The sequence below is a fragment of the Comamonas sp. MYb21 genome, from assembly GCF_037479395.1.
GTDB lineage: Bacteria > Pseudomonadota > Gammaproteobacteria > Burkholderiales > Burkholderiaceae_C > Comamonas.
Genome location: NZ_JBBGZC010000012.1, coordinates 1 through 14,316 on the forward strand (window position 1 = coordinate 1; position 14,316 = coordinate 14,316).

Consider the following 14,316-nt stretch of genomic DNA (forward strand, 5'->3'; position numbering starts at 1 on the left):
CGGCCGCGGCGCCCGCTCCAACGCCAGCGCCTGCACCCACGCCGGCCCCGGCCCCCAAGGCGGCTCCGGCACCTGCGCCCACGCCAGCAGCCGCTCCGGCGCCTGTGCCTGCTGAGCCCGTCAAGGCTGTGGCAGCCAAGGCTGTGGCAGCCAATGCTGTGGCAGCCAATGCTGTGGCAGCCAATGCTGTGGCAGCCGCCCCAGCCGCCCCAGCCGCCAAACCGGCAGCACCTGTGGCCGAGACCAAGCCCAAGCCGGCGCGCGACACCGCCAAGCTGGATGTGGAGCGCGCCGTCAACACCTGGGCCACGGCCTGGGAGAAGAAGGACATGCCCGGCTACCTGGCCGCCTACAGCGACCATTTCAGCCCAGCCGGTGGCGGCAGCCTCAGCGCCTGGAAGGAAGAGCGGCGCCAACGCATTGTCGGCAAACAGGCGATTGTGGTGAATGTGCGCAATCTGCAGGTCAGCGTCGAGGGCGAGCAGGCAACGGCCAAGTTCCGCCAGTACTATGCGGCTGGCGCGCTCAAGACCACCACCCGCAAGACCTTGGTGATGCGCCTGGAAAAAGGCCATTGGCGCATCACACGCGAGACCACGGGCGGCTGATCGCTCCGCGCTGCACAGGCTATGATCGGCGCTGGTCCGCACAGAAGTCAGTTGAAGGAATCACAGGCTATGCCTTTTTGCAAGCAGTTTTGGCGCTCGGGCGTTGGTGCAGCCGTGGTGGCAGCCGCAGGTGCGGCGCTGGCCGCTGGCTCCCCGGCCACGCCGCGCGCTGCTGCCCAGGCAAAGACGGCCGCTGCCGCCAAGGCCCGCCAGCCCGATGCCGAAGAGCGCCTGGTGCAGATCATTGCGCTGGTGCAAAACCAGCAGCTGGACCAGGCCCTCAAGGCCGCCGCCAGTCTGACGGCCGATGTGCCGCATTTTCAGGCCGCGCAGCTGGTGTATGCCGATCTGCTGCGTTTTCGCTCGGGCCAGCCCGGCGCATTGACGCCCGCTGCGGTGGCCCAGCGCGCCATGGTGCTGCCCGTTAAACATATACCCCTGCCGCAGGCCGACGCAGCTGCGCCGCCCACGCCCGCGGCCAACGCCCAGGGCGCGCAGAGCCTCGAGCAGCTCCAGGGCCTGCAGGACGAGATCCGCCGCCGCATGCAGGGCGCCCAATCGCTGCCGGCCGCCGGCCAGGTGCCTGCGGAGTTTCTGTCGCTGTCACCATCGGTGCGCCAGGTCATCGCCATTGATGCCAGCCAGTCGCGCCTCTACCTGCTGCGCCATGACCAAGGCCAGCTGCAGCTGGTCGACAGCTTCTATGTCTCCGTTGGCAAGCTGGGAGTGGGCAAGCTCGAAGAGGGCGACCAGCGCACGCCCGAGGGCATTTACTTTATCGGCCGCCAGATTGCCGGTCAGCGCCTGCCCGAGTTTTATGGCAAGGGTGCCCTGACCTTGAACTACCCCAATGACTGGGACAAGGCCATGGGCCGCTCGGGCAGTGGCATCTGGCTGCATGGTGCGCCGCCGGACCAGTTTGCCCGCCTGCCCCAGGCCAGCGATGGCTGCGTGGTGCTGGCCAACCCCGATCTGATTGCGCTGATGCGCACGGTGGACAAGCTGACGCCGGTGCTGATCCGCGAGAAGCTGCAGTGGGTGGCGCCAAGCGATGCCTCGCACCGCCAGAGCACCGACGCTTTCACGGCCGTGCTGCAGCAGTGGCACCAGGCCTGGATGCAGGACGATCCCCAGGGCGCCTTGCAGCTGGCCACGCCGCAATGGACGGCCTCGCCCGAAGGCCAGGCCTGGCAGACACGCATGGCCGCGCTGTTCAAGGGCCGCAGTGTGGAGCTGCAGGACATCTCCACCTACGGCTGGAAAGACGACAAGGGCGAGATTCGCGTCGCCAACCTGAAACTCAAGAGCCGCGAACAGGCCCAGCCCTTGTCGCTGCGCCAGTACTGGCGTAAGGTGGGCAAGGACTGGCGGCTGTTCTCTGAAGATTTGCAAAACCAAAGCTGATGCGGCTCCATCCATAGCAAAAGGCCCAAACCTAGGTTTGGGCCTTTGTGCGTTGAGAGCCTTGGCGCTGTGCCAGGCTCAGGGGCTTGTGCCGCAGCTCAGTGCTGCGAGTCCGGGTCGTCCAGCAGCTGCTGGCGCAGCTTCTGGTCTTCGGTCATCTCAAACCACATGGCGTTGAGCACCGCAAAGGCGGCGGCCAGCGGCAGGCCGAGAATCCAGGAGAAATACCACATAGTCGAATCCTTTCTGTGTGCAGCGGCGCTCAGTAAGCGTGGCCGTTGCCGTCGTTGATGTCCTTGGCATTGACCTTGCCCCAGAGGACCGAGTAGACCCAGCTGGTGTAGGCCAGGATCAGCGGCATGAAGATGAGGGTGCAGACCAGCATGATGAACAAGGTCATGTGGCTGGACGACGAATCCCAGACCGTGAGGCTAAAGCGCGGATCGACGGACGAAGGCAGGATCATCGGGAACATCGAAGCGCCCACGGTCAGGATGATGCCGGCAATGCCCAGGCCGCTGGTGATCATCGCCAGGCCATCCTTGCGGGCACGGATCAGCACCGCTGCGATCAGGCAGCCGAGCACGCCGAGGATCGGTGCAGCCATCGTCCAGGGGTGCTGCTGGTAGTTCTGCATCCAGGCGCCGGGCGCGTGGGCGGCGGTCTTGAACAGCGGGTTCGACGGGCCGGTGGTGTTCAGCGCCGAAGTGATGCTGTAGCCGTCAACAAACTTCCACAGCACGATGCCGGCGAGCACGAACAGCACGGCAGTCACAACCGCCGAGATGCTGCCCACGGTGCGGGCACGGGCGGCAATGGCGCCTTCGGTCTTGATGCACAGCCAGGCCGCGCCATGCATCAGCAGCATGGTGACGGAGATGAGGCCAGCGAGGATCGCGAAGGGGTTGAGCAGGCCAAAGAAGCTGCCGTCATAGTGGATGTAGAGCTCGGGCGTCAGGCGGAAGGGCACGCCTTGGAGCACATTGCCCATGGCCACGCCGCAGATCAGCGCAGGGATAAAGCTGCCAGCAAACAGCGCCCAGTCCCAGCGGCTGCGCCAGGCGGGGGACTCGTTCTTGCTGCGGTACTTGAAGGCGACCGGGCGCAGGATCAGACCGATCAGGATCACGAACATGGCCAGGTAAAAGCCCGAGAAGGACACCGCATAGAGCTGTGGCCAGGCGGCAAAGATGGCGCCACCGCCCAGCACCAGCCAGACCTGGTTGCCTTCCCAGGTGGGGCCCACGGCATTGATGATGACGCGGCGCTCCAGGTCGTTCTTGCCCAGGAAGGGCAGCAGCATGCCGGTGCCCAGGTCAAAGCCATCCATCACGGCAAAGCCGATCAGCAGCACGCCCAGCAGGACCCACCAGATGACACGCAGGGTGTCGTAGTTCAAAAGTGTATGCAAGATCATGGTGTTACTTTCCCGAATAGGTGGGTTGCGCCGTGGCGATCGAGGCATAGCTCAGCGGCTGCGGATCGCGCTGCTCGGGCTCGAGCTCGGGGCCCTTTTGGATGGCCTTGAGCATCAGCTTCATCTCGATGATCAGCAGCACCGTGTACAGCGCCACAAAGCCCAGGATCGTGATCAGCAAGGTGGTGACGCCCAGGTTGGACGCGGCCACAGCGGTGGGCAGCACGCCTTCGATGATCCAGGGCTGGCGGCCAAACTCGGCGACGAACCAGCCGCACTCGATCGCAACCCAGGGCAGCGGGATGGACCATACTGCTACCCACAGCAGCCAGCGGCGGTTTTCCAGCTGGTGGCGCGAGGCGAGGTAGAAGAAGACAGCCGTCAGCACGATGAAGAACATACCCAGCGCAACCATGATGCGGAAGGTCCAGAACAGCGGAGCCACCTGCGGAACCGTATCCCAAGCCGCCTTGGCGATCTGCGCATCGGTCGCCTGGCGCGGGTCATCGACATAGCGCTTGAGCAGCAAGGCATAGCCCAGCGACTTGCCATTGGCCTCGAACTGTTCCTTGAGCTCGGGCGAGATCGTGGTCGTTGAGCCGGCATCGCGGATTTTTTCCAGCGCGTCATAGGCCTTGATACCGTCGCGGATCAGCACCTCGGCGTGCTTGACCAGGTCGTTGATGCCCTGCAGCTCGGTATCGAGCGAGCGCGTGCCGATCAGGCCCATCGCCCATGGGATATGGATCGCGTAATGGGTCTCGCGCGCCTCCTGGTCAGGAAAGCCGATGGCGGTGAAGGCGGCCGGCGCAGGCTCGGTCTCCCACATGGCTTCGATCGCGGCGAGCTTCATCTTCTGGTGTTCGCCCGACAGGTAGCCGGACTCGTCACCCAGCACCACCACCGACAGCGAACCGGCCAGGCCAAAGGCGGCAGCCACGGTCATCGAACGCTTGGCCAAGGCCACATGGCGGCCCTTGAGCAGGTACCAGGCCGACACGCCCAGCACAAAGATGGCCGCGCAGACATAACCGGCAGAGACGGTGTGCACAAACTTGGCCTGCGCCACCGGGTTGGTGAGCACGGCAGCGAAGTCATTGACCTCCATGCGCATGGTCTGCGGGTTGAATACGGCACCCACGGGGTTCTGCATCCAGCCGTTGGCGATCAGAATCCACAGCGCCGACAGGTTGGTGCCCAGGGCCGTGAGCCAGGTGACGATCAAGTGCTTGACCGGCGAGAGCTTGTCCCAGCCAAAGAAGAACAGACCGACAAAGGTCGCCTCCAGGAAGAAGGCCATCAGCCCTTCGATGGCCAGCGGGGCGCCAAAGATGTCGCCCACATAGTGGCTGTAGTAGCTCCAGTTCATGCCGAACTGGAACTCCATCACCAGACCGGTCGCCACGCCGATGGCGAAGTTGATGCCAAAGAGCACGCCCCAGAACTTGGTCATCTGGCGCCAGATGACACGCCGCGTCATCACATAGACCGTCTCCATGATGGCGATCAGCATGGACAGCCCCAGGGTCAGGGGAACGAAGAGAAAGTGGTACAGGGCTGTGAGTGCAAACTGCAATCTTGATAGCCCGACGATGTCGAGATCCATGAACTGGTCCTTCCGTGTTGTAAGTGCTCGATCTGGTAGAAAAACTACGTGGGTTCCAAACTGACAAATACCTGTGTTGCATGAGCCGGCCTAGCCAGGCCGCAATCGCTGCAACAGCGCTTCAAACTCTGCCGTGCCCTTGCGCGCTTGCGCCATGCCTTCTTGCAAGGGGGCGATCCAGACAATGCGGTCGGCGTGGCGCGCCTCGCGCTGCAAATGGCTGGCCATCACGATGGCGCCCTGGCCGCTGGCGGCCCGCTTTGCATGCCATTGCGCAATCGCGTGCATCACCTGGGCGGCGGTCTGGCGGTCCAGGCCTTCGGTGGGTTCGTCCAGCAAGCTCAAGGCTGCTGGGTGCAGCAGCAGGCGGGCCAGCGCCAGGCGGCGTGATTCACCCCCCGACAGGCCCGCGCCCTGGCTGCCCAGGGGCGTGTTCAGTTGCCCCGGCAGAGCGTCGATGACATCGGCCAGGCCTGCCGTTTGCAGTGCGGCCCAGAGCTCGGCATCACTGGCATCGGGGCGGCCCAGGCGCAGGTTGGCGGCCACGCTGGCCTGGAACAGCTCCGTGCGCTGGGGCAGGCTGGCGCAAGGCTTGCGCAGCACCTGGCCGGCACTGGGTGCCAGGTCGCCAGCGATCAGCGCCATCAAACTGGATTTGCCCGCGCCGCTGGGCCCTGCCAGCACCAGCCATTCGCCATCGGCCACTTGCAGATCGATCTGCTGCAGCAAGGCGCGGGCGCTGCCGGGGTGTTGCAGGCCCACGGCCTGCATGTCCACGGCCAGGCCGGCTGCCGGTGCGCGGTCTTCTGTGGCGGCGGTGTGGGCCGGGGTATCGAGCAGCGGGGCAATGCGGCGGGCAGCGAGCAAGGTGCGGCCCGCTTCCATCGCGCCACGGCGGATGTGGACGAGGGGCTCCAGCGCCGCGAGCAGCAGCAAGGTGGCTAGCGCGGCTATAGGCGCGCCAATCTCGCCCTTCTGCGCCAGCCAGGCCGCGCAAAGCAGCGCAGCAGCGGTGGCGCAGTGGCCCAGCATCGCCATCGCAACGGCCACCTGCGATTCCAGCCGGTTGAGGCGGATATCGGCAGCCCACTGCTGGCGCTCTGCCGCAGCAATGCGGGCCATCTGGCGCTGCAGGCTGCCGGCCATCACCAGCTCGGTCTGCGCGCCCACCGCATCAATCACCTGGGCCCGCAGTTGCTCGCCGGCAAAACTGCGGCGCAGCGCAGTCACAAAGCCCTGGCGCACACACCAGGCCACGCAGGCCAGGCCACCGGCCAGCACCATGGCGCCCACCAGCAGACCGCTTTGCCAGTTCAGGAAGATCGTCAAAGCCAAGGCAGTCACGCAGGCGCTGACCAGCAGCGAGACGGCGGGCGTGAGCAGGCGCAGGTAGACGGCATCCAGCGCATCGATATCGGCAGTGAGGCGGTGCAGCAGGCGGGCAGGGCGCTGGCGCAGCGCCAATGCGGTATCAGCGGCCGCGAGGCGCGAGAACAGCTGCACCCGCAGGGCGGCCAGTACGCGCAAGGTGGCGTCATGCGTGACGACCCGCTCGCTGTAGCGCGCGCCGGTGCGCAGCATCGAGAAAAAGCGCACACCCGCGCCGGGCGCAAACACATCAAACACCACGGCCGTGGCGGTAGACAGACCCGCCACATAGGCAGCGGTGAGGAACCAGCCCGACAGGCCCAGCAGCGCCATGCCGGCGCACACGGTGATTGCAGCGAGCACACTGCCCAGCAGCATGCGCCGGCGGTAGGGCGATTGCGCAAACAGCTGGACGATGGGGCGCAGCGCGTTCCAGGCCTTCATGCGATGCTCCTCATGGCGGCGGGCAGGCCAGCGGCAATGGGTGGTTGGCTGCCATCGAGCGACAGCACCCGGTCCATGCAGGCGGCCAGCAACGGATCATGGGTAGCGACCACCAAGGTCGCGCCGCGCGCTGCCAAGGCCAGCAGGCCCTGGCGTACAAACTGGGCGGTCTCGGCATCGAGGTGGGCCGTGGGCTCATCGGCCAGCACCAGGCGGCAGCCGGGCGTGGCGGCTGCGCGTGCCAGGGTCAGGCGCAAGGCCTCGCCACCCGACAGGCCCAGGCCCCCGTCGCCCACCACGGCATTGCCGCGCAAGGCCAGCACGGGGCCCAGGGCCGCGCTCTGTACCGCTCGCTGCAGTGCGGCCTCGTCGATATCGCGGCCCAGGCGAATGTTGTCCACCAGGCTGGCGGCCAGCACATGGGGCTTTTGCGCGACCCAGGCCATGCCGCTGCGCAGGCCGGCGGCGTGGGCTGCATCCATGGGCCGTCCATCGATGTGGATGCTGCCTGCGCTGGGGGCTGCCAGGCCCGCGATCAGTGCCATCACCGTGGATTTGCCGCTGCCGCTTTCGCCCCACAGCGCGATGCGCTCGCCACCGGCAATCTCGGCGCTGAAGGACTTGACCACCAGCGGGCTGTTGGCAGTGTATTGAAAGCTGAGATCGTTGATCGTCAGCGCGGCAGCTGCTGCCGTGTTGGCGCTGGCAACGCGGGCTTGGTCGCTATCGCTGCCACCCACCAGCTGCGGGCCAGGCTGCTGCAGCGCTTGCAGTGCCTGCTCGGCCGCCACACCGGCGGCCTTGTCATGCCACACGGCCGAGAGTTCGCGCAGCGGCTCAAAAAATGCCGGGGCCAGCAGCAGCACAAACATGGCTTGTGCCAGCCCTAAGGTGCCGCCCCAGCTGCCAAACGGGATCTGGCCCAGCAGATGAAAACCGACATACACAGCGACCAGGGCCACGCCCAGCGCGGAGAACAGCTCCAGCACCGCAGAGGACAGAAACGCAATCTTGAGCACGGCCATGGTGTTGGCGCGCAGTTGCTCGGCCGCACCGGCCAGCTGTTGCGCCACCTGCCCGGCGGCACCCAGCCCGCGAATACTGGCCAGGCCCTGCAGGCGATCGAGCAAAAACTGGTTCAGGTTGCCGACATCCTGCAAATGTTTTTTGCTGGCCGCCTCGGCCCGCCAGCCCACCAGCGCCATAAAGATCGGAATCAAGGGCGCTGCCACCAGCAGCACCAGGCCCGCCACCCAGGACAGGCAGAACACACAGACCAGGATGACCAGCGGCACCACCATGACCTTGGTGCGTGCCGTGGTGTAGCGGGCCCAGTAGGGCGTGATGTGGTCGGCCTGCTCGTTGAGCACACTGGCCGCCAGCCCGGCCGATGGGCGATGTGGGTGCAGGGGCGAGTGCAGCGCCAATGCCTGCAGCGCCTGCAGCCGCAGCTGCTGCGTATGGGCGCGCGCTGCGGCAAAAGCCCGGCGCAGGCCATAGCCATCGACCAGGGCCCGCAGCAAGCCCAGCGCCAGGAACAGGACGCAAGCTTTGGCCAATGTCGACCAGGCCGCTTGCTGGTGGATCGCCTCAATCCCCCAGGCAATCACTGCCGCCTGCGGCAACCACAGCAAGGCTGCCAGCACCTGCCACCACGCGCCCTTCGCAGAGGGGCGCGTTGCCACAGCAGGGCTGCTGGTGGAGGAGGTGGCGCGGGTGGATGGCATGGGGTAAGTTTTTAATTTTCAGAAATTCTTGAAACTATTGTATATCCAATATACTCATTAATTCAATTTATCGAATACCTGATACGAACTACCTTCGACGAAGGTGTGGCCCTTGTCTGTCAGCGCAAATGCGCAGATTGCTACTAAATTCAGAGCACTCAAGGCCCTAAAAAACTAGATAAAGCAGAAATTTCTGCAGTCCAAAGAGCTTTCAGTCCTGGCTGCAGCACGGTGTTTCGGGCCCGCTTTGCCAAGAGCTTGAGCCGATTGTGTTGCCTAGAGTGTGAACAGAGCTTGCTGTAAGTCAAGAACAGCGCGGGTTCTCCCTAGGGGGTGGGCTGGGAGAGATGGGGCGTTGTTGGGGGGCGACTGGAATTGCTGCTGACTGGCAAAAACAGGGAGATGTATTCAGCTGCGGTCAGGCGAGGTCTGGCTGTTCGGGGATGGGTGTCGAGCATTCCAGAATGCGGTAGGCATTGCTCTTGGAAACCAAGCGGCAGATAGGCCCAAAGCTCTGAAAGCTGCTGGCTGTGGAAAGACAGAGGGTTTGTACAGCGGGACGGTTACGAGTTCAGTAGTTCAGTGACGTTCATCTGGCCGTTGTACTAAGCGCAATCTCTAGGCCTTCACACAACAAGACTGGATGGTGAGGGGCCCCTGCTACTTGGCGAATCACCTCTGCTACCCAAAATCTTCACATTCTTTGTTGGACAGGCTACTCTGATAGGAATATTTATCAGAACTATGATTATCTCGAATTGTCGGAATTGAAGAATAAATTAGACTTTATGAGGTTGCTGGTTTTGTTTGAGATTCTGAGTTTGCGATCGTCGCAAGCGAAAGATTTCGTTCATGAAAATTTTTCTAGTGCTTTTAAATCTATTAAATTCATTGGAGATCGTGGTGTTCGTTCAAACTTAAATAGTTCTGCCTCGCAAATCTAAGGAGTGGTCTAGATAAGGAATTTATTAATGTTTAAATTAAATAATTTACTTAGAAATTCAGTATTTGTTTTATTGTTTATTTTCGGGATATCAAGTTCTACACATGCCTGCTCATTGACTGGGCTGCAGCATGAGGTGAAATTCGATGGTGATGAGCCCACTTTAGGTAAAGAAGAAGCAGTGGCTCTTGCTCAATGGTTTACACGCCAAAGAGATGTCAGATCCTATGATGAAATTGACATTGTTTCAATGTATCCAGCGGCTAGTAAAAAATTAGCTGAGATCTCTAGAAAGAGAATGCAGAATATATCGAGGCTTATAGATTCTATGAATGTCAATAGAATATCCGTAGCGCTTACTATAAGCGAGAGTCAACAGGAGGAGTTGGGGCCTGTTGGATATGTGTATCACGAAGTTTTGGTGGTAATGTCGCCTTCATGTGCTAGAGCAGGGGCCTGCTGTAATATCCGTGTTAACTGAGAAAATGAAGACAACAACTTACACCTGTGGCGATAAATTGGTGGTTTTTGGAAAAGTTGAAGATCTTTTATTTCAATTGATTGCGGAGCTTAAAACAATATTCTCCGAAGTTGAATTGAATGAAATTCAAAAATTTATTGATGTTGCCGAATATGGCTTAGCATTAGAAACGGTAATAGCGATTTATTTGGAGGAAAAGAAGTCTATTAGTTCTAAGGCTCTTAACTTGATTGAGTGTCTAGGGGCTGCAATGTCAATGGATGTCAAATCTTTGCTCAAGGGTTTGTGAAGCAATAAATTCTTTAGAGGCAGATGGGTTGCGAAAACCTGCGAAGGTGTGCTAAATTGATTGGGTCGGAGTTTTAACTTAAGCGATCTGACTGCCTTGAACTATGTTGATCACATTCAAATAATTAAATGACTTCGCAAAATGAAATATGTTTGTAGTTTTATTTATACAAATTCTTCATCCAGTGCTATGTTATTGGTATTGGAGCCTTGGGCGGAAGAGGTGTCGCTTGCTTCTGGGGTTGCTGTGAAAGTCACTGGAGAAGGTGGTTTGGTTGGTTCCACTTTTGAACTTGAGCAGTTGGATGATCGATTGATTGTGTATGCATGGCCGGATTCGATAGCGTCAATCGAAATCTTAAAGTCGTTTGCAAATAATCTCGTTTGATGCGTTTATTTATATTGATTTACCCCGTCCCATCCCTGGTTAAGTTGCTGAATATGTTGAAGGTCTCTTGGGGATTTATTATTGGGAGATTTTAGATTAAGTTTGTAAGGGATTTATGACTTGTGATAAATGGAAGACGCTCATTTTGAGTGATATTAATTACCAAAATCTAGTTGCGGAAGTTAGCTATGATGGTCAATTTTTATTGCTTTTAGACCGTGAGCAATGGAATGACTGCCTCTGTGTAGCGTTTCCTCAGCAAGACGGAATGTTAGGTGCACGTGTACCCCTGTCTGAATTTATCGATCAGCTAAAAACCTCTGCTGATAATTTGTGTCGTTGACACATTGGCGTTGGAGTATTTTGGCTCTTATAAATTTGTACTGCGACTGAACTAGACAACTGAGGCAGGCAAAGACACTCCTGTGGGAAATTTTGGCCTGACCTTGAGGTGCTATGCTGCTAAAAATGGAGATTCATAATAGTGCAACTACTTGAGTTTGACACTGAAGGCATATGTTCTATTTCAAGCCTGCTTCGCCAAGGAATAGTTGGCTATGCCAATGACATTCCTACTCCGCGCGGTATATCAACTGTATGGCTTTTCCTTGCCAATAACGCCCTGCTGAAAATATATACAAGGATGCACGATACGGTAGGTTGGAATGAGGTCGGCACGCTTGTTTTCCGACTTGTTGGAAAAGATGAGAATGTGCCCGAAATAGTGCCTTTGCCGCAAGCCTGGAGGGATATCGCGGGCATTGAAAAAATGCTGGTGGTAGACGCTGATTTCACAGCGGAAAGTGGCCTTCAGGTCAGCAATAACTTAGGTGAAGTGTTTACCATCGTTTGCTCTGCAAACATTTATCAAATTGAAGTCTTAGCACCTTTTTTTCATGGGGATTTTTTGCCTGAATATGAAATATTTCATTATAAATGCGTGCTTTTATAATAAAAATCTATCATTGGGGTCGGGCTGCTTTGTGAAGTGATAAATACATGAGTGGATAGGGTCTGGTCCCCACACTTAAGAACAAGCCAAAACGCATTCGCAAAACGTTGCAGATCATAAGTATCTGTCTAATGGTGTGCAGAGCGCTAACAGATTTTTTTAGATTGTGATTTAGAGATTGGGCTGGGAATAGAATGGCAGCATTCAATTTGCAAATGATCGATTTGCAATCCATCGGATCGATTGTGTTGACCCCGCACCCTAGCGTATGTTTGTTGGTCAGTGACGCTATATCTCCAGCCATGGATTTCAAAGGTTTGGTGCGAACCCTAATCCCCGCAGGATGTCAATACTTTATGATCTTGGGGCATGCAGCGGAGGACGTGCATGACGCTTTGGATGATGCAATTGATGATTGCGATTTAGGGTATTGTGGTACGCCTACTGCTGTTCACAACGATGAGTCTGCCGAAGAAATAGCATCGTTTTTGCTGAATGCAGCGATTCCTGGTGAAGCAAATGTGCGCTGCCTGGTTGGATATGACAATGAATATAATGCAGTGCGTGAAATTTTGCAGAAATTGCGTGTTGAATATTTAAAGTCAAAGTGATTATTTAGTTCAATGGCATGAAAAATCATGTGCGCCATGTTTTCATCTATTGATTTACACGCATCAAGCAGCTAGTAGAATCATCGGTTCTTGAGTGGCTTGACTGTTTTTTAAATAGAGATGGACTAATTATTCGGATGGCATTCAACATCGAAATATCAAAAGGCACGCGGTGTCAAAATGAATTTTTCTGCGAAATACACATTGATGAGCATCGTGAGGTGGTCCCGCTCATCACCACCAGATGGTCTCCTGAGATATATAAAAAACAATGGGTGGCGGCGCTTAAATTTCTTGCTGCATCCCGTTCGAGCCGATGTGCTCTTATCACATGCATTCAGCCGGAATCTGTCAGTTACGGAATTACGTATTGGGCCTTATTCAGAGACTGGCATTTTGTTTATTTTCAAGAAAGATTTATTCGTGAAAATTATGAGAAATTTATGATCTCGCCCATGATGGTAGAGCGGTATATGCCCGATAGGATGCAGGGCACTGTCGAAGAATTCAGCAGGGTGTCAGAGTGGACCTTGCCAATTTCGGATATACAAGAATTTTTGTTGTACGTAGATGATGAATAGTGCAGGAATTGAATTCAAGCGGGACGGGAGAAGGGCCGGGCAATGGCGATGACGGTTCAATACCGATGAATTTGCCTGCTAATCTGCATTTTTTGAAACGCCTTCAGTCCCTAAGCCGTCTTCGCGTCCCTGCTGCTCCAGCTTCTGCAGCACCCAATGAATATGGCTACGCAGCGCATACAACTCATCCGCATACGACAGCGGCACAGTAATTTTCTCGACCTTGCGGCTCAGCGCCAGCAGCTCGGCCTGGATGCTCGCGCGGTCGGGCTCGGGTTGCTCCATCTCGTGCTCGATGGCGCGCAGCTGGCCGTACCACTTGAAGACGCGTGAGCGCACGCGGAACTGGTAGAGGGGCGGCACGACACGGGATAGCGGCAGCATGAAGGCCAGCAGGACACCCAGCACCAGCCACATGCGCTCGACCAGGTTGGCGAGCCAGAAGGGCAGGTAGCGCTGCAGCAAGGGGGCGGGCTCGTTGATGGCGCGCACGCCTTCGGGGGCGACGGCCAGTTCGCTGCTGCGGGTGTTGGGAAAGTCGCGTGCCCGGTTGAACCAGCCGGCCTGGCTATGGATGCCTTGCGAGGCCTGGGCGAACAGCTGCTTGATGGCGGGGTGGGTGTCGTCGCGGGCCAGCAGGGACGTGGTGGAGGCCAGCAGGTGCACATTTTGCGGCGGCACATTGGCGGCGAGGTCGACAATGCCGCGCGGCAGGGTGACGGGGCTCAGGAACCTGAACTTGCGGCCATAGGCCTCGTTTTGCGGAAAATCCATCAGCTGCACGCCGGGTGTTTTCAGCAGCATTTGCACCATCGGCGATTCAGGCGCCGACACCAGCACCAGCGCATCGATCTTGCCGGCCAGAAACTCCACCGTTGCCGGCGTTTCGGCCAGGTGCGATACGCGCAGCTGGGCCAGATTCAGGCGGTTGGCCTCCAGCAATTGGTTGAACAGATTGGGCACGCCGCTACCGGCGGTGCCGACATTGACACGCCAACCCGCCAGTTGCGTCAGATTGCTGAGGTGGGCGCGCTTGGTCAGGCGCTGCGCAGCATCGCTGCGGTAGAACAGCCAGACGGGCTCGACAAACAGCGCGCCCAGCGAGGTGAGGCTGTCGAGGTCGTCCTCGGTCAGCTCGGCGGTGCCGCCTTGCACAAAGGCCAGATCGACCTTGCCCTCGCGCAGCAGCTGCAGGTTGTCGAAGGAGCCTTCGCTGCCGACGAGGTCGACGCGGATCTTGTTCCTGGCCAGGGGGGTGCGGTACTGCTCGCCAAAGCTGGCGTAGGCGCTTTGGGCCGGGCCGGTGGCCAGCTTGACCTGCGAGGGCGGGTTGGGCTTGAGCCACCAGTAGGCCCCCACGATCAAGGCCACGGCCAGGATGACCAGTGGGCCGCCGGAGACCAGCGCATCGCGGATATTGAGCACCAGGGTGATCAGGGTTTGGCGCAGCCCGTAGGCTTTTTGGCGCATCGACGTGGAGCGGTCACCCATGGTGTGT

Annotated in this window: 15 protein-coding genes; 9 read left to right on the forward strand and 6 right to left on the reverse strand. The window is 58.7% G+C overall.

Features of this window, described 5'->3' with window-relative positions:
• Together WH367_RS18080 and WH367_RS18085 are read left to right on the forward strand one after the other, a co-directional pair.
• The coding region (locus tag WH367_RS18080; RefSeq protein WP_339537119.1) for a L,D-transpeptidase Cds6 family protein at nt 1-608 on the forward strand (608 nt) is incomplete at its 5' end.
• 69 nt (nt 609-677) lie between these two features.
• A complete protein-coding gene (locus tag WH367_RS18085; protein ID WP_312989268.1) occupies nt 678-2,012 on the forward strand; it encodes a L,D-transpeptidase family protein in 1,335 nt (444 codons plus the stop codon).
• Between the two features lie 98 nt (nt 2,013-2,110).
• On the opposite strand, the gene cydX is transcribed toward WH367_RS18085, so the two are convergent.
• From cydX to cydD, 5 genes are all read right to left on the reverse strand, one after another.
• Entirely contained in the window at nt 2,111-2,245 is a 135-nt protein-coding gene (cydX, locus tag WH367_RS18090; protein ID WP_021025677.1) for a cytochrome bd-I oxidase subunit CydX, read from the reverse strand.
• Between the two features lie 29 nt (nt 2,246-2,274).
• Entirely contained in the window at nt 2,275-3,429 is a 1,155-nt protein-coding gene (gene cydB, locus WH367_RS18095; protein ID WP_021025678.1) for a cytochrome d ubiquinol oxidase subunit II, read from the reverse strand.
• 4 nt (nt 3,430-3,433) lie between these two features.
• Nucleotides 3,434-5,035 (reverse strand): cytochrome ubiquinol oxidase subunit I, encoded by a 1,602-nt coding sequence (locus WH367_RS18100; RefSeq protein ID WP_312989266.1) that lies wholly within the window; start codon nt 5,033-5,035, stop codon nt 3,434-3,436.
• Nucleotides 5,036-5,125: 90 nt separating this feature from the next.
• Nucleotides 5,126-6,847, reverse strand: coding sequence for an amino acid ABC transporter ATP-binding/permease protein (locus WH367_RS18105; protein ID WP_339537120.1), 1,722 nt, complete (start codon nt 6,845-6,847; stop codon nt 5,126-5,128).
• Nucleotides 6,844-8,574 carry a thiol reductant ABC exporter subunit CydD gene (cydD, locus tag WH367_RS18110; RefSeq protein ID WP_339537121.1) on the reverse strand — a complete coding sequence of 577 codons (1,731 nt, stop codon included), beginning with the start codon at nt 8,572-8,574 and terminating at the stop codon, nt 6,844-6,846. Before cydD ends, WH367_RS18105 begins: the two co-directional genes overlap by 4 nt.
• Nucleotides 8,575-9,545: 971 nt before the next feature.
• On the opposite strand from cydD, the gene WH367_RS18115 reads away from it, so the two are divergent.
• The 7 genes from WH367_RS18115 (at nt 9,546) to WH367_RS18145 (ending at nt 12,818) form a co-directional block, all read left to right on the forward strand.
• Nucleotides 9,546-9,998 carry a hypothetical protein gene (locus WH367_RS18115; RefSeq protein ID WP_339537122.1) on the forward strand — a complete coding sequence of 151 codons (453 nt, stop codon included), beginning with the start codon at nt 9,546-9,548 and terminating at the stop codon, nt 9,996-9,998.
• 4 nt (nt 9,999-10,002) lie between these two features.
• Nucleotides 10,003-10,287, forward strand: a complete 285-nt coding sequence (locus tag WH367_RS18120) for a MafI family immunity protein (protein ID WP_339518536.1) — start codon at nt 10,003-10,005, stop codon at nt 10,285-10,287.
• A gap of 141 nt (nt 10,288-10,428) precedes the next feature.
• Nucleotides 10,429-10,674: a hypothetical protein gene (locus WH367_RS18125; RefSeq protein WP_148293085.1), complete on the forward strand. Its 246-nt coding sequence runs from the start codon at nt 10,429-10,431 to the stop codon at nt 10,672-10,674.
• Between the two features lie 145 nt (nt 10,675-10,819).
• Nucleotides 10,820-11,017, forward strand: a complete 198-nt coding sequence (locus WH367_RS18130; protein ID WP_339537123.1) for a hypothetical protein — start codon at nt 10,820-10,822, stop codon at nt 11,015-11,017.
• A 141-nt stretch (nt 11,018-11,158) separates the two neighbouring features.
• The gene (locus WH367_RS18135; RefSeq protein ID WP_339537124.1) at nt 11,159-11,626 is read left to right on the forward strand and encodes a hypothetical protein; all 468 of its coding nucleotides are present in this window, start codon (nt 11,159-11,161) and stop codon (nt 11,624-11,626) included.
• 215 nt (nt 11,627-11,841) lie between these two features.
• Nucleotides 11,842-12,237: a DUF7684 family protein gene (locus WH367_RS18140; RefSeq protein ID WP_339537125.1), complete on the forward strand. Its 396-nt coding sequence runs from the start codon at nt 11,842-11,844 to the stop codon at nt 12,235-12,237.
• Nucleotides 12,238-12,374: 137 nt separating this feature from the next.
• Nucleotides 12,375-12,818: a hypothetical protein gene (locus tag WH367_RS18145; RefSeq protein ID WP_339537126.1), complete on the forward strand. Its 444-nt coding sequence runs from the start codon at nt 12,375-12,377 to the stop codon at nt 12,816-12,818.
• Between the two features lie 78 nt (nt 12,819-12,896).
• Here WH367_RS18145 and WH367_RS18150 read toward each other — a convergent pair whose 3' ends face one another.
• Nucleotides 12,897-14,309 (reverse strand): TAXI family TRAP transporter solute-binding subunit, encoded by a 1,413-nt coding sequence (locus WH367_RS18150; protein ID WP_339537127.1) that lies wholly within the window; start codon nt 14,307-14,309, stop codon nt 12,897-12,899.
• Between the last annotated feature and the right edge of the window lie 7 nt (nt 14,310-14,316).